The sequence below is a fragment of the Brevibacillus sp. HD3.3A genome (genome assembly GCF_013284375.2).
In the GTDB taxonomy this organism is placed as follows: domain Bacteria; phylum Bacillota; class Bacilli; order Brevibacillales; family Brevibacillaceae; genus Brevibacillus; species Brevibacillus parabrevis.
In genome coordinates, this window is sequence record NZ_CP085874.1 from 1,467,888 (window position 1) to 1,491,690 (window position 23,803).

General features: G+C 52.3%; 22 protein-coding genes and 1 other annotated feature. Of the genes, 18 read left to right on the plus strand and 4 right to left on the minus strand.

Annotation, left to right across the window (positions count from 1 at the left end; translation table 11 throughout):
* The first annotated feature begins 119 nt into the window (after positions 1-119).
* The 4 genes from HP435_RS07270 (at position 120) to HP435_RS07285 (ending at position 3,502) form a co-directional block, all read left to right on the plus strand.
* Positions 120-965 carry an SDR family NAD(P)-dependent oxidoreductase gene (locus HP435_RS07270; protein WP_173598420.1) on the plus strand — a complete coding sequence of 282 codons (846 nt, stop codon included), beginning with the start codon at positions 120-122 and terminating at the stop codon, positions 963-965.
* Between the two features lie 2 nt (positions 966-967).
* The gene (locus HP435_RS07275; RefSeq protein ID WP_173598419.1) at positions 968-2,533 is read left to right on the plus strand and encodes a class I adenylate-forming enzyme family protein; all 1,566 of its coding nucleotides are present in this window, start codon (positions 968-970) and stop codon (positions 2,531-2,533) included.
* Between the two features lie 111 nt (positions 2,534-2,644).
* Entirely contained in the window at positions 2,645-3,085 is a 441-nt protein-coding gene (locus tag HP435_RS07280; RefSeq protein WP_122962971.1) for an SRPBCC family protein, read from the plus strand.
* Positions 3,086-3,259: 174 nt separating this feature from the next.
* Positions 3,260-3,502, plus strand: coding sequence for a DUF2798 domain-containing protein (locus HP435_RS07285; protein ID WP_217365623.1), 243 nt, complete (start codon positions 3,260-3,262; stop codon positions 3,500-3,502).
* 115 nt (positions 3,503-3,617) lie between these two features.
* Here HP435_RS07285 and HP435_RS07290 read toward each other — a convergent pair whose 3' ends face one another.
* On the minus strand, positions 3,618-4,466 hold the full coding sequence (locus tag HP435_RS07290; RefSeq protein WP_173598418.1) for a LysR family transcriptional regulator: 849 nt from the start codon (positions 4,464-4,466) through the stop codon (positions 3,618-3,620).
* Between the two features lie 124 nt (positions 4,467-4,590).
* On the opposite strand from HP435_RS07290, the gene HP435_RS07295 reads away from it, so the two are divergent.
* From HP435_RS07295 to HP435_RS07310, 4 genes are all read left to right on the plus strand, one after another.
* Complete coding sequence (locus HP435_RS07295; RefSeq protein ID WP_229049846.1) at positions 4,591-5,628, plus strand: Gfo/Idh/MocA family protein; 1,038 nt, start codon at positions 4,591-4,593, stop codon at positions 5,626-5,628.
* Between the two features lie 167 nt (positions 5,629-5,795).
* Positions 5,796-7,184: a TraB/GumN family protein gene (locus HP435_RS07300; RefSeq protein WP_173598417.1), complete on the plus strand. Its 1,389-nt coding sequence runs from the start codon at positions 5,796-5,798 to the stop codon at positions 7,182-7,184.
* 245 nt (positions 7,185-7,429) lie between these two features.
* Positions 7,430-7,822 carry a DoxX family protein gene (locus HP435_RS07305; protein ID WP_122962975.1) on the plus strand — a complete coding sequence of 131 codons (393 nt, stop codon included), beginning with the start codon at positions 7,430-7,432 and terminating at the stop codon, positions 7,820-7,822.
* A gap of 88 nt (positions 7,823-7,910) precedes the next feature.
* Positions 7,911-8,345, plus strand: coding sequence for an SRPBCC family protein (locus HP435_RS07310; protein ID WP_173598416.1), 435 nt, complete (start codon positions 7,911-7,913; stop codon positions 8,343-8,345).
* A 37-nt stretch (positions 8,346-8,382) separates the two neighbouring features.
* On the opposite strand, the gene HP435_RS07315 is transcribed toward HP435_RS07310, so the two are convergent.
* Entirely contained in the window at positions 8,383-9,375 is a 993-nt protein-coding gene (locus tag HP435_RS07315) for a helix-turn-helix domain-containing protein (protein WP_122962977.1), read from the minus strand.
* A gap of 180 nt (positions 9,376-9,555) precedes the next feature.
* Here HP435_RS07315 and HP435_RS07320 point away from each other — a divergent pair, with 180 nt between their 5' ends.
* From HP435_RS07320 to HP435_RS07345, 6 genes are all read left to right on the plus strand, one after another.
* On the plus strand, positions 9,556-10,158 hold the full coding sequence (locus HP435_RS07320) for an MptD family putative ECF transporter S component (protein WP_122962978.1): 603 nt from the start codon (positions 9,556-9,558) through the stop codon (positions 10,156-10,158).
* Positions 10,155-10,832, plus strand: coding sequence for an energy-coupling factor transporter transmembrane component T family protein (locus tag HP435_RS07325; protein WP_173598415.1), 678 nt, complete (start codon positions 10,155-10,157; stop codon positions 10,830-10,832). Before HP435_RS07320 ends, HP435_RS07325 begins: the two co-directional genes overlap by 4 nt.
* Entirely contained in the window at positions 10,829-12,298 is a 1,470-nt protein-coding gene (locus HP435_RS07330; RefSeq protein ID WP_173598414.1) for an ABC transporter ATP-binding protein, read from the plus strand. Before HP435_RS07325 ends, HP435_RS07330 begins: the two co-directional genes overlap by 4 nt.
* Positions 12,288-14,099 carry an ABC transporter ATP-binding protein gene (locus HP435_RS07335; protein ID WP_173598413.1) on the plus strand — a complete coding sequence of 604 codons (1,812 nt, stop codon included), beginning with the start codon at positions 12,288-12,290 and terminating at the stop codon, positions 14,097-14,099. The genes HP435_RS07330 and HP435_RS07335 overlap by 11 nt, the downstream gene beginning before the upstream one ends.
* A complete protein-coding gene (locus HP435_RS07340; RefSeq protein WP_173598412.1) occupies positions 14,099-15,838 on the plus strand; it encodes an ABC transporter ATP-binding protein in 1,740 nt (579 codons plus the stop codon). Before HP435_RS07335 ends, HP435_RS07340 begins: the two co-directional genes overlap by 1 nt.
* Positions 15,839-16,477: 639 nt before the next feature.
* Positions 16,478-17,317, plus strand: coding sequence for an alpha/beta fold macrolide esterase (locus HP435_RS07345; protein ID WP_173598411.1), 840 nt, complete (start codon positions 16,478-16,480; stop codon positions 17,315-17,317).
* A 24-nt stretch (positions 17,318-17,341) separates the two neighbouring features.
* On the opposite strand, the gene HP435_RS07350 is transcribed toward HP435_RS07345, so the two are convergent.
* A complete protein-coding gene (locus tag HP435_RS07350; RefSeq protein WP_122962985.1) occupies positions 17,342-17,701 on the minus strand; it encodes a winged helix-turn-helix transcriptional regulator in 360 nt (119 codons plus the stop codon).
* Between the two features lie 126 nt (positions 17,702-17,827).
* Between HP435_RS07350 and HP435_RS07355 the strand changes: the two genes are divergently transcribed.
* Positions 17,828-18,550 carry an SDR family oxidoreductase gene (locus tag HP435_RS07355; RefSeq protein WP_173598410.1) on the plus strand — a complete coding sequence of 241 codons (723 nt, stop codon included), beginning with the start codon at positions 17,828-17,830 and terminating at the stop codon, positions 18,548-18,550.
* 142 nt (positions 18,551-18,692) lie between these two features.
* On the plus strand, positions 18,693-19,583 hold the full coding sequence (locus HP435_RS07360) for a hypothetical protein (RefSeq protein ID WP_173598409.1): 891 nt from the start codon (positions 18,693-18,695) through the stop codon (positions 19,581-19,583).
* Positions 19,584-19,655: 72 nt separating this feature from the next.
* On the opposite strand, the gene HP435_RS07365 is transcribed toward HP435_RS07360, so the two are convergent.
* Positions 19,656-20,393, minus strand: coding sequence for a cyclase family protein (locus tag HP435_RS07365; protein WP_122962987.1), 738 nt, complete (start codon positions 20,391-20,393; stop codon positions 19,656-19,658).
* Between the two features lie 402 nt (positions 20,394-20,795).
* Here HP435_RS07365 and HP435_RS07370 point away from each other — a divergent pair, with 402 nt between their 5' ends.
* Together HP435_RS07370 and HP435_RS07375 are read left to right on the plus strand one after the other, a co-directional pair.
* Entirely contained in the window at positions 20,796-21,602 is an 807-nt protein-coding gene (locus HP435_RS07370) for an alpha/beta hydrolase (RefSeq protein ID WP_173598408.1), read from the plus strand.
* 164 nt (positions 21,603-21,766) lie between these two features.
* Positions 21,767-22,001, plus strand: a binding site (T-box leader).
* Between the two features lie 182 nt (positions 22,002-22,183).
* Positions 22,184-23,719: a 2-isopropylmalate synthase gene (locus tag HP435_RS07375; protein ID WP_122962989.1), complete on the plus strand. Its 1,536-nt coding sequence runs from the start codon at positions 22,184-22,186 to the stop codon at positions 23,717-23,719.
* The last annotated feature ends 84 nt before the right edge of the window (positions 23,720-23,803 follow it).

Genomic DNA, 23,803 nt, shown 5'->3' on the forward strand with positions numbered 1-23,803 from the left:
AATAAAGGAGAACGGACGACTAACCAAAACGAACATGACCGTTTTGTTGACCGCAAGCGGTCACATCCCATTTCATGAAAAACGGCGAGACGTTTTTCACAGAAAAAAGGACGATGCGGATGCCTGCCTATACGTTGTGGGAAAACATGCTGTTTTGGCCAACGGCTCTGGATGAGGGCAAGCTCGCGGCGGCTGTTGCGGGCAAGACGATTCTCATTACCGGGGCCAGCTCGGGAATCGGGGAGCAGCTGGCATATGTGCTGGGGCGCTGCCAAGTGCACTTGCTGCTGGTGGCGAGAAGAGAGGAAAAGCTGCGCCGGATCAAAGCTGAAATCGAGCGAGACGGGGCGAGAGTCAGTGTGTGCGGGGCCGATCTTCGCGATCCGGCTCAGTTGGAGGCATTTCTTGCGTTTTTGCACGAGCAGTCTGGCGGGATCGACATCGTGGTCAGCAATGCAGGCTTGTCCATCCGGCGACCGATCATGGACTCTCTGGAGCGCTATCACGATTTTACCCGGACGATGGCGATCAATTATTTTGCTCCGGTTAAAATCTTGTTGTCGCTTACTGAGCAGCTCGCCCGAAACAAAGGGCAGATCGTAAACGTCTCCACGATCAACACATCGTTGCTCCCGTTGCCTTACTGGGCGGCGTATCAAGCTTCGAAAGCCGCGTTCGACACCTGGTTTCGCTCGGCCGCGCCGGAGTGGAGCGCGAAGGGGATTGCCACGACATCGATTTACTTGCCGCTGGTGAGAACGCCGATGATTTTGCCCACGACTGCCTATCGGAGCATGCCTGCCATGAGCGCAGAGCACGCTGCGAGGCTCATCGCCAAATCGCTGTACACGAAACGGACCACGATCCGCCCGTGGTGGCTTTTGGGGGGCGAGCTGGCTTCCTTGTTTGGCAGAGGGCTATGGGAGCGATTGCTTCCTCGCTGGCTACGCAAAAGGGGGGAATGACGATGCGCCTGATGTATTTGCTCGCTGTGCTTGCCAAAATGAAGCTTTTGACGCCAGCAGGCATCGGCAGGCTGCTCGCCGCCTTGTTCCGATGCGGAACGAACCTGATGACGCTGCTGAAGCTCGCGCAAAGCACCCACGGTCAAAAGGTCGCATTGGTCGACGAGCGGGAAACGGTCTGCTTTCAGCAGCTTTGGACAGACTCTCTGCGGCTCTCTTGGGTGTTCAAGGAAAAATACGGTCTTGCGAAAAGCAAACAGGTCGGCTTTTTATGCCAAAACCACATCGCGTTGGTGCGAGCCATTTTCGCGGCGTCCGGTACGGGCTGCGATGTATATTTGCTCAATCCCGAAATGAGTGCGGGACAGCTCAGGCAGTTGTTCGACGAAGTGGAGCTGGACCTGCTTATCCACGACGAAAAGCAGACGGCGACCATCGAGCAGGCGGGATACGCGGGAGCGAGTCTGTACAGCTATCACGAGCATCTTCCCGCGATCAACCAGTTGCTGGGAGAATGCTCGGACTGGTCGGACGAAAGGCTGGCGTCAGTGCCAGTACCAGCGCGCAGTTCTGCGGGCAAGATCATGCTCCTGACAGGCGGAACGACGGGGCGTGCGAAAAAAGTGCCGCACAAGCCGTCGCTGTTTCATTATTTGCCGCCGTTTTTGGCTCTGCTCAGCCAGCTTGGGCTGCTTCGGCTGAATACAGCCTATATTGCGACGCCGATCTACCATGGATACGGTTTGGCTATCTTGCTGTTGTTTGTCGCTTTGGGCAAAAAAACAGTGATCACTCCCGGCTTCGCTGCCGCCAAAGCGTGTGAGCTGATTGCCAGACACAAAGTAGAGGTCGTATCCGTTGTCCCATTGATGCTCAGAAAAATGCTGCATCACGATCCGACAGCGTTGCAGTCTCTTGTTTGCATCGCATCAGGCGGAGCGCCGCTTGCCACCGGACTCGCAGCCGAGGTGTCCGCCGAATTGGGCGACTGTCTGTACAATTTATACGGGACAACGGAAGCGGGACTATGTGTGATCGCAACTCCCAGCGACCTCTGGCATCGTGCGCACACGATCGGGCAAAAAATCCCGGGTGTCCGTTTGCATGTGCGAAATGTGCGAAACTCCGATCAGCGTCCATGCAAGGCAGGCGAAATCGGCCAGCTGTGCGTGAAGGCGGGCGGCTCGCTGTTTTTCAAGCGACAGGCTTGGATCGAGACAGGCGACGTCGGTTATCGGGATGCAGCGGGCTATTACTACTTGTGCGGGCGAACAGACGACATGGTGGTGTCCGCTGGCGAAAATGTGTATCCAGTCGAGCTTGCGCGAGTGCTTGTGGAGCATCCGGCCATCGAAGACGCGACTGTGATCGGCATCCCGGATGAAGCGTTTGGGCAAAGGCTGAAGGCGTTCGTCCAGCCTGTGAGCCATGTGGAGCTTACCGAGGCACAATTGCAGCAATGGCTGCGGCAAAAAGTAGCCAGATATCAAATGCCCAAAGAAATCGTTTTTGTCGAGCAGCTGCCGTACACCGAGTTGGGCAAGCCGGACCGAAAGCAGCTCATGTAAAATGGCCTGGCATGGGCAAACGCTTCGCCACATTTTCCCGATATATCCTGTCAAAACAAACCATACATATTACGAGACAGAGAAATCATACGGGGAAAGGGATGAAAAGCCATGCCTCAAGGCATCCACGATATCGAAGTGCCGCTGCCAATCCGAACGGTTTGGGAGTTTGTCCGTGTATTGGATCATTGGGTAGTGCTGGTTCCGGGCTACATCAGCCACGAAGTCATTAACGAGCGCCGCGTGACCTGGAGCTTTACCGGAGACATCGGCATCTTGAAAAAGGAGATCAGCTTGCAGGTAGATATTACGGAATGGAACGAGCCGACCGAAGTCAAATTCATGCTGACCGGAATCAACGAGAATTTCACGGGCGAAGGCTACTTCAAGGCACAGGAATTGGGCGAGAAGTGTACGAAAATGACCGGCTTTCTCGATATTACAGCCAAAGGTTTGAAGGCGCCGATGGTAAATTCCATCCTGAAATCGCACGTTCCCCAGTTGACAACCGAACTGGCGGAAGCGGTAGCCAGCCGGATGAAAGAACAATAGCGAAGACATGTCTAAAAACCCTTGATTGCCAAGGGTTTTTTCTTTTTTTTCAGCCGACACTTACGCGATTGACGACTTTGCCATTATGCTTTAATCTACCATAGTTAACGAGGTAACTATTTCGCAAAATAGGTACCTTATAATAGGAAATAACAGGAAATCACAACGAGGGTGATGCTTGTGAAAATCAACAAAAAATACGAACACATTCTTTTTACTTTTCTGATGGCTTTGGGCATGTCCTGTCTTTTGTCGTTTTTCATGATGCTGGTTAATTTCGGCTTCGACTCCATGCTGCTCGCACGCTGGCTCAAGGCGTGGCCGATGGCGTTTTCACTGGCTTTTCCAGTCGCTTATTTTTTGCCAAAAGGCATCAGGCTGCTCATGAAGAAGATTACGTTTGTCGAGGGAAAATAAAGAGCGGATCGGGAACGCACAGCAGGGGCAAAGCTGTGTGTTTTTTTTTCAGCGCTGTCCCAGTACCTCGAACCGGGACAAGAAGCAGGAAAAAAGCGGAGCAAACCAGGTCGGACTATAAAAAGTGGCTGGCTTCTATAAATTGCTTTTCCAGCGGAGAAAGCTCATAGCCTTGCCTGGTAACCACATATTTATCGAGAAAACGCTGCTCGGCAGGCAGCTCCAAATAGTTCGTCACACCGAGCCGCTCGACAATGCGTTTGGACATGAGAGTAATGCCCATTCCCAGCGCGGCGAATTGTAGCAGAGTTTCCACTACAGCAACCTGTGTCACGGGTGCTTTTGGCAGACCGAAATCGGAAAAAAGTTGTGCCATGCGCGATGTATACAGGCATTGTTCGGACAAAATCAGTACCGTTGCTCCTGGCAAAATGCTTTTGAGCGACATGCCTGGCACGGCTCCTTTTCCAACCAGGACGACTTCCTCCAAGCCGATTTTTTTATAGTGCAACTGTTCCGTCTTGCTGGATGCGCCAATCGTGAAAGCCAGGTCGATCGTGCCATTCATCAGCGCTTGTTCCATTTCGGCAGTTGAGCCAGTCTGTAAAGTAACGGACAGCTGCGGGTATTTTTCATACAAGCCGGCAAGCGTAGCGGTAATTTCCGAGCCAATCACGGATTGCATCGTGCCCAGCCGAAGCTTCGGTTCAAGCTGTTTCATCTCTTGTTCGGCTTCTTCCCACAAGCTCAAGAGCTTCTTGTAGTGCGTGTAAAGCCGCTTGCCTTCCACCGTCAGCTCCATGCCTTTGGAACTGCGAATGAACAGTTGCTGTGCGTAATGAGCTTCGATTTTTTTGATTTTCGCCGTCATGTTGGATTGCAGATGGTTCATGCGAAAGGCAGCGGCGGACAGGCTCTTCAGCTCGGCAACTGTCACGAACGCCCGGATTGTATCGATGTCCATGTTTTCAACTCCTTCCATCAAAAAAAGTGATAGAGCAATCAAAAATTAACATTATTCGAGATGTCTTTGGATTAGTATACTTTTCACAAAAAAGAATTGCACGCGTGAAGCAGGAGGGAAAGACATGGATACAAAGCAAATTCGCACCGGGATTATCGGCGGGTCGTTGAACAATCAGTGGGCAAGCAAGACGCATATTCCTGTGCTTTTGCAAAGTGAGCGACACCGCATCACCGCAATCGCCACGACAAACGAAGCGAGTGCGCGAAAGAGTGCGGAAGTGACCGGGGCTACGCTCGCTGCGACAGACCATCGCGCCGTAAGCGGCTCGTCAGCTGTGGAGCTGGTAGTTGTAAGCGTCAAGGTTCCTGATCATTACGATGCAGTCCGCAGCGCCATCCTTGCCGGGAAGCATGTGTACTGCGAGTGGCCTCTAGCTGTCACGACAAGCGAAGCAGAACAGTTGGCTGGTCTGGCAAAACAGGCAGGCGTTCATCACGCAGCAGGGCTTCAGGCGAGACAGTCACCTGTGCTGCGGCAAGTGAAGCAGCGTCTGGAGCGAGGCGAGATTGGCCGTATCTTGTCTTGTCACATGCGCGTTTCCACGCAAGGAAAAGGCGGAGTCACCGATCGGCAGGGGGCGTATTTGCTGAGCGAAAAACACGGTGCGACACTGCTTGCGATCAACGGCGGCCATTCCCTGGATGCCCTGTGCTACTTGCTTGGCGATTTTCGTGAGCTGTCCGCGATGATGAACCGGAATTTTTCTACTGCGACTGTGCTTGCGACGAATGAAATCATTGCAAAAGACACAGCAGATCAGATCATGGTGCAAGGAGTGCTGAAAAGCGGGGCTTCGGCATTCGTTCATATCCAGGCAGGCACGTATCCCGCCTTTGAGCTGGAAATTCAGGGAGAGCTGGGAGTCATTCGCATCGTGCAGCACAATTCGGCGGGACATGTACAGTTCGGCAACCTGGAAGCGCACATGACAGCCTACTCTTCTGCAAGCCGTGTTGCAGCAAGCAATCCGGACCACTTCGTCTCGGTTGCAAAAGATGCGGCAGAAGGCGAAGCAGTCAGGCAATATGTGGCTAGTGCTCATGAAGCTTTTGCCAAGGACATTCAGACAGGGACGTTCACCGTTCCCGATTTTTTTTGAGGCACTCCACCTGCATCGGCTTCTGGATGCGATCAGACTGGCGGCTGCCACAGGGAGCAGGCAGACTTTTTGACGTTTACCTACCATTTTCAACTGTGGTATAATCTACCATTGTTTACTAGAAACATGCAGGCAAGTTGCAGACAGCATGAGAGGAGATCTTGAAAATGCAAAGAAACAACCACTGGAAGAAGCTTGGCAGATGGGCAGGGGCGGGAGTGCTTGGCCTGACGATTTTGCTCGGCCACGTATACCCGCTGAAAGCCGCAGAGCCTGTTCAGGTGCCTTTTCTCAGTGAATGGTCCATTTCGACATTGAATGAAGGCGAGAAATACGGAATTTTTCCGTTAGCCTGGTACAAAGACGAATCGTTCCTTCAACCGATTCCTGCCGATAAGTTTGCGGATTTGCTGAAAGCGACAGAGAAGAAGCTCGATCAGCTTGGCTTGAAGAAAAAAGCAGCTTTGTCCTGGTCAGACAACCGTGTGGCGACGCGCGAAGCAGTAGCCGTTTCCTTGCACAAGCTGCTGGCAAACTATGAGTGGCCAGCCGGAAAGGGAGCCGATGTGACTGCACTCGCTCCGTTGGAGTACATGCGCAAACATGGACTTGTCAAAGGGACGAGCACAGGTTTGGAGCTGGATCAGTCAGCAACAGTAGAGCAGGCTGCGGTCATGGCCAGCCGGGTGGTCGAGTTCGCCAATGATTTGGCGGGCGGCGGAGCCAAAGGCTTGTTGTGGAAAGTGACCAAAGGCCAAAATACGCTCTATTTGCTCGGCTCGATTCATATGGGCACAACCGACATGTACCCGATGCAAAAAACAATCCGCGACGCTTATGAAGCGTCAGACGATCTGTGGGTCGAGGCGGATATCCTTGCTGGCGACATGAATTACATGCTGGAGAAAATGATTTACAGCGACGGAACGACACTCCAGGATCACGTGTCAGCCGCCACATACAGCAAGCTGCAAAAGGCGCTGGCAAGCATGAAATTGCCTGAAAATGCGTTCGATGGCTACAAGCCTTTTGCCGTTGGTCTTTCCCTGGTAACGGTAGGCTATACCGGAAGCCCGGAGGAAGGCGAACTGGCGATGCTGACAGGGATCGACCGCTATTTCCTGGCCAAAGCGATGCTTGAGCAAAAGCCGGTCCACGAGCTGGAAGGCATCAAGCTGCAAGCCGATTTGCTCTCGGGCGTACCCGCAGAGCAGCAGGAAAAGGAATTGAACGTCATTCTGGACAGCTTGCTTTCCGGAAAAGAGCCGGCAGCAAGCTATCAGGTGTTGCAAGACATGCAGACGAAGTGGGTGCAAGGCGATCTGGAAGGCATGACTCGCGTTTTGAGCGTGGAAGGACAATTCGATGCCGGAGGATTGAACCAGCGCCTCGTTGGTGAACGGGACAAAAACATGGCGAACAAGCTGGCCCAGTTGCTGGAACAGGAAGGCGAGCACACTTCCTTTGTCGTCGTAGGCTCTGCCCACTACGCGCTGAAAGGCATGGTGCTTGACCAACTGAAGGAAAAAGGCTATCAGGTGGAGCGGCTGAAGTAAGCGACACAGCAAACTAACAGAAGAACGCAGGCAGTTCGAGCAGCGAGGCAGCAGCCTTTTGCACGGACTGCTTTTTTCTTGTGAAAAATGTCTCGATGTTTTGGCAGGAGAGTGAGCGGAGCGGCATGCGGTCCACAAGCCGTGACGCTGAACATAGCAAACGAGAAGAAACGTTGTTGAGCGGTTTATGATACGCTTCTTTTAACAAAAGGATTTTGGCAAATAAAGAAAGGCGGTTAGAAAACATGGCGAAAACAATTTCCCGAACGCGACTGTGGGTAGCGCGGATCATGAGCTGGCTGGTCATCCTCTTCATGCTGTTTGACGGTGTGTTCAAGCTGATCCAACCCGCTCCTGTCGTCGAAGGCACACTGGTACTCGGATTTGCGCAGCACCATATTGCGCTCTTGGGCATTTTGGCGATTATCTCTACTGTTTTGTACGCTTTGCCGCGAACCGCAGTGTTGGGAGCGATTTTGCTGACAGGCTACTTCGGTGGCGTCATCGCTACACAAGTTCGCGTAGATGCGCCGCTTTTGACGCACACGCTGTTTGCTGTCTACCTGGCCATTTTGGCCTGGGGCGGGCTTTGGCTGCGGGATGAGCGGGTACGCAACTTGTTTTCCTCTGTGGATTGATTGATATTTCCAAAAAATGAAAGTATGCTAGAAAGACAAGTTTGTGAGCATTAGCACGCACATTTCGAACGGATAGGGGGAAGTACAGATGAACAAAAAGCAGTCCGCTGCCACTCCTAAGGTGGTGGGGCAAACCGCTGCTGCCGGGTTTCAGATCGGCGTGAGGAGAACGCTTCCCGTAGAGGCGGAGCCAATCTGGCTTTTTCTGACCTCCCCGGAGGGAACGAAGCTTTGGCTGGGCGACCTGCCGCCGCTGTCGCTTGCAGCAGAAGCAGCTTTTGAATCGCAGCAAGGAATATCCGGACAGTTCAAAATCGTCAAGCCTTATCAGCAGCTTCGCCTAAGGTGGAAAAAAAGCGATTGGGAAAAGTTCTCGACGCTGCAAATCCGCTTGATTTCCGCCAAAAACGGGAAAACTACCGTCAGCTTTCATCAGGAAAACTTGGCGGATGCCGACATGCGCGAGCAGATGAAGGAACATTGGGAAAGCGTGATCGAGCAACTAAAGACGCACGTTTGCTGAAAAAATAAGCTGTAGCCGTCACAGAAGCGGCCACAGCTTATTTTTTTGCTACGCCGAGCAGAGGGGTGGCGCAATGTCTTCTGTATTCGTTGGGCAAAAGACCAGTCATCTTGCGGAACAGCTCGGAAAAACGGCTCGAATTGTGATAGCCGACGATCTGGGCGATCTGGCTGATCGGCAAGTCAGTCGTGCTGAGCAGCTGTTCCGCATGGCTCATTCGCTTGTTTTGAATGTATTCGGTAATCGTGCACTTATAGACGAGCTTGAACGTGTACTTGAGCTTTGTCGTACCCATGCAGGCAATGCGGGCGAGATGCTCCAGGTGAAGTTCTCCGGCAAAATGTTCATCCATATACGCAGTCACAGCTTGAAGACTATCCAAATCCTCTCTGGACACAAACTTGCTCGGATGAGCCTTTTTTTGCTGTTTGGCCCGTTCGACGATCAGGGAAACCGCTTCGGCAACCTTGCTCTCGTAGTACAGTCGCGCGGCGATTCCCGTACCGCGAAATTGTCTGATTTGCCTGAGCAAAAAGACAAGCTCGGGGAAATGAGTCAGGCCGTCCACGCTGACAAAAGCGGAACGAAGGTCTGTGTACTCATCGGGGTATTTGGTCTGCAAATAATCTTCGTAATACTCCGGCGTAATCTCAAACCCAGTGGAACGAATCGGCACATTTTTCTCATATCGCGCCCGATACACGTTATTGCAGCCAAAATGCACCCGGATGTATCCGGAGGAGAGACGCTTCGGCGGATGCAGCTCTTCTCCCGCCACGGAGTCGTAGTAGTTCAGGCTCATATATTTCGGCTGCTCAAATTCCAGGTACAAATCCTCGTAAAAAACGAAGTCGAGGATGGAGATGGAAAACAGATTCTCGCGGGAATACGTCCAGTAATGCCCGGAGCCTTTTTCCGGCGAGATGGAGAAGCACGTTCCTGCCTGACTGTAAGGAGATGGGCTGTCATCGCGGAAAAAACCGCATTTTGCCAGGCAAGGCACGTGCATGTCAGCTACAAGATCCTTCATTTCTACTCACCTCCCAATGCTTTGATCAGACGAAATGATGCCATGAAAAGACACACCTGCCGTTAGCTCATTGACCCCCCGAGTTGGAAAAAAATAAAATGGAACCAAGTTACTGCAAATGAAAATTGATCTCATTTACAGCCCTATCATCTCAGAGTATGAACAAAAGGAGGATTTATCATGGAAGCCGCCGTCTCACCCCTGCAAAACAGATGGACTTTGCGGGACTTTATCACACTCGCTATTTTTAACGTAGTCATGCTCATTATTATGACGATTTGCCCGATCTTTACCTTCGCCTCGTATCTGGTGGTTGGCGGGATTACGGCTTTGCTCAATGCGCCGCTTTACGTTGTCATGTCCAACAAAATCAACAAAAGAGGTGTCCTGTTCTTCACTTCCGTCATTACAGGCTTGTATTTTATCGCCTATGGCTACGCGTATTTTTTGCTCGTATTGGCCTGCATGGGAATCGTGGGCGAACTGGTTTTGTGGGGCAAGGACGGCTATAAAAATCCTGTTCGCAACGCCATTGCCTACGCCCTGTTTTACGTAGGCTATTCGCTCTGCGCCATCGTTCCGCTCATTTTCTTCCGCGATGCGTATATTGCCACTTTGTCCAAGAGCTATTCCAAAGCCGCCATGGATAAGATGCTCTATTACTACAGTACGCCGAGCATGGCGATTACGATGTTAGCGATTTCAGCAGCAGGCGGGCTGCTTGGATGCCTGATCGGAAACGTGTTGTTCAAGAAGCATGTGAAAAAGGCGAAGCTGGCATGAGAAAACCGGGTCCAAAGACACACTTGTTGGTGCTTTTGCTGGCAACGATCCTGACCATTTTGATCAAGGAAGAATGGCAAGTACATATGATGGTTGCTTTAAGTGTAGTGTACTTGGTCTTAAATCACCTGTCCAGAAAGGTCGTGCCATTTATTCTCGTCTATGTGATGTCGCTGGTTATTGCGTATATCATGCCGCAGATGCTGGGCACGATGAAGCTCGTTTTCTATTCTTTTGCCAGAATGATGCCGCTGGTCATGATCGGGGCGACGCTGATGTACTCGCCTCCTGGCAGTCTGATGTGCGTGCTGGAGAGAATGGCTGTGCCCCGGCCGATCACGGTAATGATTTGCGTTTTGCTCCGCTTTTTCCCGGTTGTCATCATGGAAATGCAGGCGATTCGGGACGGGATTCGCGCTCGGGGCATTTTCCCGCACTGGTACAGCGCGCTGCTTCATCCGGCTATGGCTTACGAGTGCTATTTCATGCCGCTGGTCGTGCGTTGCCTGAAACTGTCAGCCGAGCTGGCTTCATCGGCTGAGCTGCGCGGGATCGAGAGCAAGTGCAGCAGGACATCTATCTATCCGTATCATTTCAAATCGGTGGACGCAGTGGCTTTGCTCATTTATATCATCGCAGGAACAGCGATTTACGGGGGAGGGATTATTCGATGATCGAATTGCGCGATGTCACCTTCCATTATGCAAGTGATGACGGAGAGCCCGGCAGCGAGTCGGGAGTCAAGCAGATCAATTTGTCTGTCAAAGCCGGACAGTGCGTCGTGTTGTGCGGGCGCTCCGGCAGCGGCAAGAGCACGATGATGCGGCTGGTCAACGGGCTGGCTCCCGGCTTTTATCCAGGGACGCTCAGCGGTACGGTGAGTGTGGGCGGGAAAAGTCCGGCCGAGCTTTTGCCGCAGGAGAGAACGATGCTGATGGGTGTCGTATTTCAGGACCCGCGCAGCCAGTTTTTTATGGAAAAGGTGCGGGATGAGCTGGCATTTTCGGCGGAGAACATCGGGATGGACCCGGCAGAAATTATCGAACGGATTGAAAGTGTGGCGAAACAACTGGGGGTAGATCATTTGCTCGACTGCTCGCTGCACAAGCTGTCCAGCGGGCAAAAGCAGCGTGTCGCGATCGCGGCGGCATCTGTCCTGAACCCGCCGCTGCTTTTGCTAGACGAGCCTACAGCCAATCTGGATCAATCCTCTACGCGAAATCTGATCGAGATTTTGGGGAGACTCAAGGACAACGGCACGACTTTGCTCATTTGCGAGCATCGGCTGAATCCGTTTTTGCCTGTCGCGGACTCGTTTATCTGCATGAATCAAGGCCAAATCGCCCGGACGTGGTCGCGGGACGAGTTTGCCGAACTGCCGATGGAAGCGGTTCGCCCGTACGGTTTGCGCCATCCCGATATGATTCGGATGGGGGAGCAGGAGCACAGGGAGACCGTACGCACGGCGGAAATGGCGCTGGAAGCCCGGGAGCTGTCGTATTCCTACCGGAAAAAAGGAGATGGGATCTCGAATCTGAACGTCACGCTTCCGAAGGGCACAGTGACGGCCTTGACGGGTGAAAACGGATCGGGGAAGACGACCCTTTGCAAAGTGTTGTGCGGGCTGTTGCGCGAGCGAAGCGGAGCGGTCTTCTACGGTTCTGCCCGTTATTCCGCCAGCAAGCGGCGCTCGGCCAGCTACTTGGTCATGCAAGACGCAGACTACCAGCTGTATTCGGACAGTGTGGGCAACGAGATTGTCATGGGCAGAGCGCTGGACGAGAACTTGCGCAAGCGGGCCTATGAAGCGATGGCAGCGTTCGGCATTGAAGGACTGCGCGACCGTCACCCTGCTTCCTTGTCAGGGGGAGAAAAGCAGCGGGTGACGATGGCTGCCGCCTACTGCTCGGATGCCGAGTGGATTATTTTGGACGAACCGACGAGCGGGCTGGACGGTGACGGTGTCCTGAAAGTCGCGGCGTGGGTCAAGCAGCTGGCCCGGGCAGGAAAGACTGTTGTGATTATTACACACGACAAGATTTTGTCTGGACTGGCAAGCGACCAGGTTGTGGAGTTGAAAGCGGCTCATGATGAGGAGACGATTTTCACAGAACAAGGAGTGAGAACCGTTGAAACGTAAGCCCAAAAAAGGACTGGCCCGGCTTATGGAACTGGCAGGCGAGAAAAAGACGCTGATGGTTTGCTCGGCCGTTTTGTCTACCGTGAGCGTCTTTTTGCTGCTCGTCCCGTACTTGTCGATTTACTGCGTTTTGGCTGAGCTTTTGCGCCATGCGGATGACATTGCCGCTGTCGACGCCGCGTATGTCATCACATGGGCGGTATGGGGCGTGGTTGGACTGCTCCTCGGCTATTTGTTCATGTACGTTGGCGGGATGTGCTCGCACATTGCCGCTTTTCGTATTTTGTACGGCATCCGGGTCAAGCTGGCTGATCATATCGGCTCTTTGCCGCTCGGATACTTCAATAAAAATGCGACGGGAAAAATCAAAAAAGTGGTGGAGCTGGACGTGGAGCGAATTGAGCTGTTTATTGCCCATCAGCTTCCCGATTTGATCAATACGGCAGTCATGCTAGTCGTGATCATCGTGGCGATGTTCTCGCTCGACGTTTGGCTGGCTCTGGCCTGCATCATCCCGATGGTGCTCGGATTTGCCGCCCAGTTTTCGATGATGGCTGGCAAAAAGGCAAAGGCGGGGCTGAAGGAGTATTTTGACGCGCTGGAATCGATCAGCACCTCTTCTGTGCAGTACGTCCGCGGGATGCCGGCGATCAAAGTGTTTGGGCAGACCGTGCATTCATTTCGCAAGTTTTATCAAGACATGCTGCATTATCGCGATTTCAGTCTGCGCTATACGGACAATTTTGAACGGGGCTACGTCTCCTTCAAGGTCGTCTTGCTGTCTCTTGCGACTTTTTTCTTTCCGGTCGGGGTGTATTTTCTCAGCAAAGACCCGGATCATGTCGCTTTCGCCGCCACACTGATGCTGTTTCTCGTGCTGGCGCCAGGGATTTCTACGCCGATTTTCAAGCTGAACAGCTTCGCTTCGGCCATGACGACGATCGCGGAGGGAGTCAACCGTATTGACGACATGCTGAAAGAGCAGCCGATCCCGGAACCGGACAACGGACACAAGCCGACGGGCTATGACATCGCGTTTCAACATGTCTCCTTCTCCTATAACGAGCAGGGGGGCAACGAAGTGCTGAGAGACATCAGCTTCGTGGCACAGCAAGGAAAAATTACGGCACTGGTCGGCCCGTCCGGCTCCGGAAAATCGACGATTGCCCAGTTGATTCCGCGGTTTTGGGATGTGCAAAAGGGGACGATTTCCGTTGGCGGGGTAGACATCCGTGCGATGAAAACTGGCGAGCTGATGGATGCGATGTCCTTTGTATTCCAGGATACGTTCCTGTTTTCCGATACGCTGTACAACAACATTTTGGCGGGAAGGCCGTCTGCGACGCGAGAGGACGTATACCGGGCAGCGAGGGCTGCGCAATGCCACACGTTTATCGAGCGGTTGCCAAAAGACTACGACACGCTGATCGGCGAGGGCGGCGTGCATCTGTCGGGTGGAGAGGCGCAGCGTGTGTCGGTTGCCCGGGCGATTTTGAAAAACGCGCCGATTTTAATTCTCGATGAAGCGACGGCTTACGCTGATCCTGAGAACGAGTACGAGATGCAGCTCGCCTTGGGGGAACTGATCAAGGGCAAGACTGTACTGATTATCGCTCATCGGTTGACGACCATCTGCGAGGCGGATCAGATCATCGTGCTGCGGGACGGAACGATCGCGGACAGAGGTACGCACAGAGAGCTTTTGGCCAGAGGCGGGCTGTACAAAAACATGTGGGTATCCTACACGAGTTCGACGGATTGGACAGTCGATCTCAGGCAAGAGAAGGAGGTGTTCGGCTGATGCGCAACATGTTGTATAACATTACGGCCGGCCACCCGGAAAAAATGGCGAAGCCGATTATCTGGGCTGTGCTTGCCAATCTGGCGAACATGCTGCCTTTTGGCTGTCTGGCTTGGGCTGTCAGTCTCGTGTACGCCTATTACGCGGGGGAGCAGGCCGTGCTTGACACGACAGGTTTGTGGCTCGCAGCGGCTGGTATGGTTGTGTTTCTCGGCGTGGTGTATTTCTGCGAGCAGAAGGCGTATCGCGCCATTTATCGCGGCGCCTATGAAGCGTCTGCCGCCGGACGGACGAACTTGGCCGAGCATTTGCGCAAGCTGCCGCTTGGCTTTCTCATGCGCAAGGATGCTGGCGAGCTGGGCCACACCATCATGAACGATTTTACTCAAATTGAAAATGCGAGCACTTCGGTGTTGCCGCAACTGGTCAGTGGGATACTGATTCCGTTCTTCGCGTTTTTTGGCTTGCTGTTTTGGGATTGGCGCATGGCGTTGGCGATGTTGGCCGGCTTTCCTGTCACGATCCTGATTTTGTGGGGAGTCTCCAGGGTGGAGCGACAGCTTGGCACGAGCCATTCCCAGGCAAAAGTCACACTCGCCAACTGTCTGCAAGAATACTTGTACGGGATGAAAGTCATCAAAGCGTACAATTTGCGCATGGACAACTTTACCCGGCTGGAGCGATCGTTTTATCAGTTCATGAAGGAAAGCATCCGCATCGAAGGGGTGCTCGGCCCGTTTTTTCTCGTGGCGATGGCGTTCATGCAGTCGGGTGTGTCGCTCGTGACGATTGTTGGTGTGTATCGCGTACTCGGCGGGGAAATGACCGTTCCTTTGTTCGCGATGTTTCTGCTCGTGGGAGCGCGTATTTTCGACCCGCTTTCCGTCGCGATTATGCGCTTGCCTTCATTCAAATACGATGCGATGGCAGGCGAGCGCATCGTCAACCTGCTTGCCCAGCCGATCATGCAAGGAGAACAGGATGCGCCGCACGGGCACGACATCTGGTTCGAGGAGGTCAGCTTCGGCTATGACGATACGCTTGTGCTCGACAAAGTTTCTGTCGAAATGAGAGAAGGCACGTTGACGGCGATTGTCGGGCCATCCGGCAGCGGGAAAAGTACCATGCTGCGGCTGGCGGCGCGGTTTTACGACCCGCTCGGCGGACGAGTGCTGTTCGGCGGCAAAGATGAGCGCGAGCTGGACCCGGAGAAGCTGTTGAAAAAAATCTCCATGGTTTTTCAGGATGTATATTTGTTTCAGGACACGATCCGCAACAATATACGTTATGGCCGAGAAGATGCGACGCAAGAGGAGATTGAGGCAGCCGCCAAGGAAGCGTGCTGTCACGATTTCATCATGAAGCTGCCGGACGGCTACGACACGATGGTCGGAGAGGGAGGTTCTACCCTGTCTGGCGGGGAGAAGCAGCGCATCTCGATTGCGCGGGCGATTTTGAAAAATGCGCCTGTGCTGTTGCTGGACGAAGCGACTTCTTCTCTCGATCCGGAAAATGAAGCGGTCATGCAGCAGGCGATCGGCCGTCTGGTCAAAGGGCGCACGGTCATCATGATCGCTCATCGGCTGAAAACAGTCGTGAATGCGGACAATATCATCGTGCTGGAAGAGGGCAAAGTCGTGGAGCAGGGGCGTCACCAGGAGCTGCTGGAAAAAGGCGGGCTTTACGCGCGGCTGTGGGAGCTGCAGCAAAGAACGAGCGGCTGGAGAATTACCGCGTAGCACGCGAAGGAATGGGCTGTTGGATCGGCAGCAAAGAACGAAGCGATTGGAGAGTTACTGCGTAGCTGACAAAGGAACGAGCTAAGGAAGCCAATCGCTGGGCGAGCACCAGTTATTGACAGTCAAAAGCAGCGCATGATAAGCTGTAGGCACTTGAATGGAACGGAGGGTTACGTGTGGCAAATTAATTTTTCGATTGGATTCCTGGCACAATGATTTTGAATAGCACAAAAAGGCTATGTTGTGTGCATACGGTAATCGAAAAATGGTTTGCCATTCAGGTAACCTGTTTGCAGGGCGCAAGTGCGTAAGCGTGTGAAAACGCGTGAAAAGCAGGTGAATGCGACACTTGTTTGCCCTGGAAAACAACAAACAATGGAAAAGAGAACGGAACGGCCATTTTCTCGTGGCTGTTGTCATCGTGCGCGGAAAGCAGGGTGTTTTTTGCGCGGTTCTTTTTCTTTGTATGTTTCGATTACACAAGCACAGGCAACCAGCCTGTGTTTTTTTGTTGGCAAAATGTGATGAGCGAAGCGAAACAACTGTGCAGGCTTGGCAGAGGCAGCGATCCATACTGGCTGGTTCTCGTAGCAGCCAAGCGAGCTAATGATAACACGGACTTTGAAGGGAGATGTACGAATGACTGAACAAATGGTGAAGGTGAAGAACGCGGAGATTTGCACGGAGAGCTTTGGGAACCCCGCTGATCCGGCTATTTTGCTGATTATGGGGGCTCAGGCGTCACTGGTTTGGTGGGAGGAAGAGTTTTGCCAGCGGCTGGCGGATGCAGGCCGGTTTGTCATTCGCTACGACAATCGCGATGTCGGGCGCTCCACGACTTTTGAGCTTGGCAATCCGGGGTATACGTTCGAGGACATGGCGGACGATGCGATCTGCATCCTGGACGCTTACAAAATCGAGCGGGCGCACATCGTCGGCATGTCGATGGGAGGGATTATTACCCAGATGATCGCTTTGCGAAACCCGGAGAGGGTGCAGGCGATCAGTTTGCTGGCAACGTCCAATTTCGCTCCTGATTTGCCCCCGATGGAGGACAAGGTGATACAATTTTTCAGCAATGCGCAAGAGGTCGACTGGGCGAATGAGCAGGCGGTGATTGCGTTTTGCATTGCAAGGTGCGAAGTGCTCGTCGGCTCCAAGTATCCGCTGGATGAGAAGCGCACGCGAGAGTTGGCAGCGGCGGAATTTAAAAGAAGCCGCAAGATGGCAAACATCAACAATCATGCCCTGATCACAGGCTGCGAAGCTTATTTGGCCCGGACGGAAGAAATCGCGGTGCCTACTTTGGTCATTCATGGCACAGAGGACCCGATCATTCCGTATCCGCATGGAGTGGCGCTTGCTCAGGCGATTCCCGGAGCTGTGCTGCTGACGCTGGAAGGGACAGGGCACGAGCTTCCGTATGGCGATTGGGCTGCCGTCCTTGGCGGAATTTTGCAGCATTCCAGAAAGGGCTAAAGGTAGCAGCGAGAGCGCCCTGCGTCACTTTTCTTCTGTTTCGTCGCAGAGCAGACGCTCCATTTGCCCGTGATCGACGTGCGCAATTCCCCAGTCGCAAATCATTTCCAAAAGCGGGATGAGCGAGAGTCCTTTTGCTGTCAGCGCGTATTCGACGCGCGGCGGAACTTCGGGGTAGACGGTTCGAATTACCAGGCCGTCTTCTTCCAACTCTCTTAATTGATTGGTCAATGTTTTGTGCGAAATATCCCGGATGTAGCGGTGCAGCTCTCCGAAGCGTCTGGGAGAGTTTTCATACAGCTCGTAAAGAATCATGACTTTCCACTTACCCTGGATGATTTGCAGGGTGGCGTCAAATTCGTTCAGGTACTTTTTCTTCGTCATGGCTGCGTCCTTTCTTACCTCAAGGTTACTAGCTCACTTCAAAGTGCTTACTAGCGAAGCGCGGGCATTCCTTTTATACTCACTTTACCATGAAACACGAAACGATAGGGAGAGAGGTAGACAGGAATGAAAACGGGATTTGTAGCAGTAACCGGGGCTTCTTCCGGGATCGGCAAAGCGACCGCTGCTTTGTTTATTGAAAAAGGATTCAACGTGCTTTTGATCGCGAGACGGGTGGAGCGGCTGGAGGAATTTCAGGGAGCCAATATCATCAAGGCGCAGGTTGACGTTACTGACGAGCCAGCGTTGAAGCAGGCGATTGCCGATGCAGAGGCACGATTTGGTCCGGTAGAGGCGATCGTCAACAATGCAGGACGGATGCTCCTGGGCGATATCAGTTCCCAGGACAGCAGTGAATGGAAGGACATGTACGCGGTCAATGTCATTGGCGTGTTGAACGGCATGCAGGCCGTGCTTCCATCCATGATCGAGCGCAAGACAGGAACGATCATCAACATCAGCTCGATTGCGGGCAAAAAAACGTTCGCGGACCATGCGGCTTACGTTGGCACGAAGTTCGCCGTTCATTCCATCAGCGAAAACGTGCGGGAAGAAGTGGCGAAGCACAACGTCCGCGTCATGACGATCGCCCCCGGCGTTGTCGAGACGGAACTGTTGAGCCACACGACCGATGAGACGATCAAGGAGAATTACACCGATTGGAAACAGTCGATTGAAGGCGGCCTCGACCCAAGAACAGTAGCGGAGACGATCTACTTCGCCTTCAGCCAGCCGCAAAGTGTCAACATCCGAGAAATAGCGCTGGCGCCGACGAGGCAGCAAGGTTAATAGAGTGCGGAACCCCCAGATGGTTGACTGGGGGTTCTTTTTTTGGATCAAAAGTCCTGGGAGTATGGTACAATATTTGGTAATTTGCATGATTGTTGAGTGTAGCGGAATGGAAAATGGAAAAAAGAGTATGGAGGGGAGCATGGGAGGGACGCGGTTTTGGGAGTTTTATTTGGTGCGCTACTTGCTGGGCACGATTTTTGGGATTGTGATTTTGTTTTATTTGGTGATTAATTATGATGGGCTGATAACGAAAGCTTTTTATCCCAAATCAGATTTTCTATGTGCAGAGTGCGATGTTGCTGGCTGTCAAAGTATAAAAAAAGATATTGAAAGCTTGTTGTTCAGTACGACTTATGGCTTAAAAGCCGGGGATGCTAATGATATACTAAAAGTTTTGGGGAGTAGCTATTCTATTGAACCTCAAAGCCGATACATAGAAATAAAAGAAACGGGCTTTCCTATTTTAGCTGCCATTATCCTAGCAGTATCAGGTTTTTTGTTCATGTATTTTTCCAGCATGCTTATCTTAATTCTTCATGGTTTAAGAGCAATGCTTTTTTTCAGATTGCAAACAGATAAGCGCACACCGGGACTTACTTTTCTCAGTGTTTGGCAAGCGATGTTGATAGTTTCCCTGATAATTACACTAGGGGTGGCCAACAAGTCTTGGCCAGATTTAAAGCACTTTTTTACAGTGTTGAGTTTAATCACCTTTTATATGTTTGTTGCATTGAGTGGACCGTTTATCCGGGAATTTTATAAAGCACTAAGTTTGTCCAGAACAAAGAAATCATGGAGGCATTCAAACGAGACGGAACACACAGAACGAACGGACTACACTGAATCATACAAGCATTTGCGCGAGCACGGCAATGCATTCGGAATCATCGTCTGTGAAATTATTTTCGCTATGTGGCTTGTTTATTGGGATTTTTCATATTGGGCCATCTTTTACTGGTGCTGTGCAGGTTTTCTTTCCTGGTTCCTCGGCAGCTACATCGAGGTAGCGCGAGTAAACGATGGAGATTGAGCAGAAAAAAGGACAGCTCCGCGGTTTTGAACAAACTCCGCGCGAACTGTCCTTGTTTTTATATGCTTGCGACTAAGGCAAAATCGCAAACGAACGCACCGGGAATCCGGACGCTTTTTCCGGTTTGGGGGTAATGTTGACGATGACGGCGCCTTTGGCTGGCAGCTTGTCCAGGTTTTTCAGCAGCTCGACCTGGTACGTATCTTGTGCCAGCACGTAATACTCGCCAAGCAGCGCGCCGTTTTTCTGGAAGTCCACGCTGGCGTCGGTGTCGAATGTTTCGTGGCCGACGGCTTTGATTTGCCTTTCTTCAAACAAGAACTTCAAGGCGTCCAGGCCCCAGCCGGGAGCGTGGTTGTTGCCATCTGCATCTTTGTTGTTGAACGCCGCCACATCGGGCCAGCGTTTGCTCCAGTCCGTGCGCAGGGCGACGAAGCTGCCGCTCTCGATTTTGCCGTGCTCGGCTTCGAATTGCAAAATATCTTCTATCGTCAGGCTGTAGTCGTTGTTTGCTTCGGCTTCCTTCGATTTGTCGATGACGACGAGGGGCAACACGAGTTCCTTCAAGTCCAGCTCGTCCAGGTACCGCTTGTCGCGCACAAAGTGGATCGGCGCATCCAGGTGCGTGCCGTACTGTCCGGCAAAAGTGAAGCTTTGCGAGAAAAAGCCGTCGTCATGCGTAAACAGCGTTTTGAACTCGGCTGATTCAAAGGCAGAAAAATGCGGTGATTCCGGGCCGAATGTATGAGTCAAGTCTACCCATTCTTTCTCTTTCAGCAGTTGGATTGCTTGGATCAAGTCGTTTGCCATGCGCCCACCTCATCAACGTTTTTGGAATTTTCGCCCGAATCCTTCGGCAACAAGTCCTTGTCTGCCAAGACGAATCTTGCCAGGCGCCAGGGCGTCCAGAGGTTGTCCGGTTTTTGCATGTCTGCCTGCAACTTGTTGGAAGGATTTGTTATACCATTACTTTATGCGTTATAATTCCGAGTGTCAATAAGGGAATTAACGAGATGAATAAATCGACAGGGGAGAGTGGCGACGATAGAGGTGGAGGCGTGAGCGAGGGATTTTTGGGCGCGAAGGTTGGCGGGCAAGCTCAGGCAAGCGGCTTTTGGCGTTTTGTCCATCTCCGATCTGGATTTAGTACATGGCAACTCGCTGCCCTACTCCTTATAATTTGATAGGAATGAGTGGGAGAGAGGTGCAAAAATGCAGCAACATCGAATCATCAAGGAAAAAGTAGCGGATTTTGAACTGACCATTTATTTGCCGAACAGCTATGCGGAAGGCGAGAAGCGATATCCGGCTATTTATGTGCAGGACGGGGGAAATGTCGTCCTGAATGCGTTTAATTACCTCGATCATCTGTTCATCACAAAGCAGCTGCCGGAACTGATTTTTGTCGGAATCACCCCGCACGACCGCAATTATGAATACACGCCGTGGCCGGCAGACACGCTGGTGCCTGGCGGAGTGTTGTTTGGCGGTGGAGCGAACGATTACATTCAAGTGCTTGCCGATCAGATCAAGCCATATATCGACGCGCATTATGCGACGATGCCTGAACCGGAGCACACGGCAATCGCCGGATGTTCGTTCGGTGGTCTGGTCAGTGCGCACGCCTATTATTTGCGATCCGATACATTTGGCAAAAGCGCCTGGCTGTCCGCCTCCTTCTGGTATGAGGGCTACGTCAAGCACATGCAGGAAACACCGCTTCCCGCTGCCGATCATCGGCTGTACATGTACGTGGGCGAGCTGGAAGGCATCCACAAGACGACGATTCAAGCGGAAATGGTCGCACAGACGAAAGCAGCGTACCGCATCTTGCTGGACAAAGGCTTCCCGGAGCAAAACGTGAAATTCGAGACAGATCCGCTCGGCACGCACGACAGCTTTTTCTTCGCCATGAAGTTTATTCATGCGCTGAGATGGCTGTTTGCGGAAGGGACGGAAGCGGAAAAAAGGGAATTTGCCCGCGACCGTACGCGCGAGTCGAACAGGGAAACGATTTAGCAGCGACAAAAGCGAGCGCCTTCTTTGCGGAGGCGTTTTTTCGATTTGTCCGCCAGATTGTTCTCGCTTTATTTCCTTCAATCAAAAATGTTTGATCGATCCTCCAGTATTTTGCTTGTTGACAGTGGCATTTTTCTGCCCATATAATTACAAAAAATGATAAAACAAATGTTGCGATTAGAAATAGTAGAAATAAAAAGACTTTTCAGAGAGCCGTTGGGTGGTGTGAAACGGCAATGTCGTTTATTTCGAACTCGTCTATGAACAGCTGCCTGACAATGTAGGGTAAGCCGGAGTTCCACCGTTACAGGGATAGATGGTGATGGCCATCGAAAAAGATCGTTTCCGCTATTTGGAAATGAATTAGAGTGGTACCGCGAGTTCAACCTCGTCTCTATGCGCAGAGACGAGGTTTTTTTGCGTGAAAAACGTCGCGACGTTTTTTTAGAAAAGCGGATGTTGATTGCGAGTGATCAATAAAACGGGTCATGACCGTTTTGCTGGCTGAAGACCGGGTTTAGCCGGCCCCGCTTTCCATAAATCGAGTTGCAAAAACAAACCATTTTGGGGAGGAACAGAAAATGAGCCGTAAAATTATCGTGTTTGATACAACGCTGCGTGATGGAGAACAAGTGCCGGGAGCGAAGTTGAACGTCCAGCAAAAAATCGAGATCGCCCAACAGCTCAAAAAATTGCGGGTGGACATCATCGAGGCGGGCTTTCCGGCTTCGTCCGAGGGAGATTTTCGTGCGGTGCAGGAGATTGCCCGCAGTGTCGGTGACAGCGTGTCGATCACGGCTTTGGCCCGTGCCGTGAAAAGCGACATCGATGCGGTGTACGAAAGTGTCAAGATCGCCCAGGACCCGCTCATCCACATCGTTTTGGGAACGTCCAACATCCACGTAGAGAAGAAGTTCAACCGCTCCAAGGACGCCGTCATGGAAATGGGCGTGGAGGCAGTACGCTACGCCAAAACATTGCTGCCGCACGTTCAGTATTCGACTGAGGATGCATCGCGGTCCGATTTTGAATATTTGTGGAGTACGATTGAAGCCGTCGTCAAAGCGGGAGCGACGATGATCAACGTCCCGGATACGGTGGGCTACGCGGTGCCGGATGAGTTCGGCGATTTGATCCGCCGCATCAACGATCGCCTGAAAAACCTCAACCCGGATGTCATCCTGAGCGTCCACTGTCATAACGATTTGGGCATGGCTACGGCCAATACGCTCGCCGCGATCAAAAACGGAGCGGAAAAAGTCGAGTGTACCATCAACGGACTCGGGGAACGTGCCGGAAATGCCTCGTTGGAGGAAGTCGTGATGGGGATGAAGGTGCGCGAGAATTTTTACCAGTGCCATACGAACATCAACACGAAGGAGTTGCTGCGCACCTCGATGCTGGTGAGCCATTTGACTGGTCTGGATGTGCAGGTGAACAAGGCGATTACGGGCGCGAATGCTTTTGCCCATTCGTCGGGGATTCACCAGGACGGTCTTTTGAAAGATAAGCAAGTGTACGAAATCATGTCGCCGGAAGAAGTCGGGGCAGACAGCATGGAGCTGATTTTGACAGCGCGTTCTGGGCGCCACGCTTTTAAAAATGCTGTTGAGAAGCTCGGCTTTGAAACGAACGACGCGGCTGATTTCGAGGTGTTGTTCGCCAAGTTCCTGGAGCTGGCAGACGCCAAAAAAGAAGTGTACGACCACGACGTATTTTATTTGGTGGCGAATCACCGCACGCTCGCAGATAGCAGCAAGCATCTGTATGAGCTGGAGTCGTTCCAGGTCGTCAGCAACGATTTGTACCCGACTGCGACGGTCAAGCTGAAAAAAGGCGAGGAAATGCTGAAAGGCAGCGCAGTAGGCGAAGGGCCGATCGAAGCGTTGTACGACGTGATCAAAACGTTGGTCGGGCTGGATGTCCACCTGAAGGATTACAAGATCAACAGCATTTCCCGCGGCAAAGACGCTGTAGGCCGTGTCAATATTCGCATCGAGTACATGGGGAAAACGTACTCCGGTCGGGCGATGGATACCGATATTATCAAGGCGAGCGCCCTTGCGTTTTTGAACGGGGTCAACGCTGCGGTGCTTGATCTGGTTGCGGTCGGATAGTCGGATAAAGCAAGAGCAGGCGCGAGACGACTAGGCGATCCCTGCCTGAAAAACGCCGAGAATCAAGCATGTAAAGAGACTGCT